Below are 1,223 nucleotides of genomic sequence, written 5' to 3'. Positions count from 1 at the left end.
AGAAGATCGAATCAGGTATCTGATTGAGGACAGTAACACCAAACTCGTTCTCACACAGGCTCACTTAACGAAAAAGATCCCTTTTGCTGAGCACGTGGGCATAGGTATGATCACGATGGATGATGAAAGGATTTTTAAACAAGCACATACGAATTTAATCGTACGGAATAAACGGAACGATTTAGCTTATGTCATCTATACATCAGGCTCTACCGGTCAGCCAAAAGGAGTATTGGTAGAACATAAATCCTTGATGAATTTATGCCACTGGTATGTCGATTTCCATCACATCAAAGAAAGTGACCGGATTACGAACTATCTGAAAATTTCATTTGACGCTTCCATCACTGAAATTTTCCCATGTTTACTTACAGGAGCCACCTTGCATGTATTAAATGCCGATATCCGACTTGATATGGAAAAACTAAATGAATATATGAATCAACAAGGTATCACAGTCGCAACCTTGCCTTATAAGGTTGGTGAACAGTTTATCCAGCAGGAAAACCATTCTCTAAGAATGTTAATATCCGGCGGTGAACAGTTAAATCTGAAGACGGATACAAGCTACCAATTGGTTAACGCTTATGGACCGACAGAAAATACAGGTGTTACCACGAGCTATCTGGTGGATCAAAAAGGTCATAATATCCCAATCGGTAAGCCGATTTACAATACAGAAATTTATATCGTGAATCAGGATAACCGCTTATGTCCAATCGGAGTAGCTGGAGAATTATGTGTCTCAGGAGACGGAGTAGCTAGAGGATATTTAAACAATCCGGAATTGACAGCGGAGAAATTCGTATCGAATCCCTTTGTCCCGGGAGAGAGAATGTACCGTACAGGAGACCTTGCCAAATGGCTGGCGGATGGAACTATCGAATTTATTGGCAGAATTGATCATCAGGTGAAGCTTCGTGGATACAGAATTGAACTAGGTGAAATTGAGAGTCATCTATTAAAGCATTCAGAGATAAAAGAGGCGGTCGTCATCGCGAGAGAGGATATGGATCAACATACGTATCTATGCGGCTATATCGTTTCTGAAAAGGCCTTGAATTCAGCCAAGCTAAGAGAGTTTTTGGAGAAGGACCTTCCTGATTATATGATTCCGGCTTATTTTGTCCAGCTAGACAAGCTACCTCTAACCTCGAATGATAAAGTGGACAGAAAAGCGTTGCCTGAGCCAGAGAAAAGCGCACTATCAGGAGTGGAATATG

1 protein-coding gene is annotated in these 1,223 nt (G+C 41.2%); it reads left to right on the top strand.

Going from position 1 to position 1,223, the window contains the following annotated elements; genetic code table 11:
* Positions 1–10 precede the first annotated feature (10 nt).
* Positions 11–1,223: amino acid adenylation domain-containing protein (locus BFA01S_RS21530; protein WP_369690834.1), on the top strand; the 1,213-nt coding region annotated here is incomplete at its 3' end.

It is taken from the genome of Metabacillus fastidiosus NBRC 101226 (genome assembly GCF_001591625.1).
GTDB classification, from domain to species: Bacteria; Bacillota; Bacilli; order Bacillales; family Bacillaceae; genus Metabacillus; species Metabacillus fastidiosus.
The sequence above is the reverse complement of the archived record's forward strand: the minus strand, read 5'-3'. Positions and strand labels throughout refer to the sequence as shown.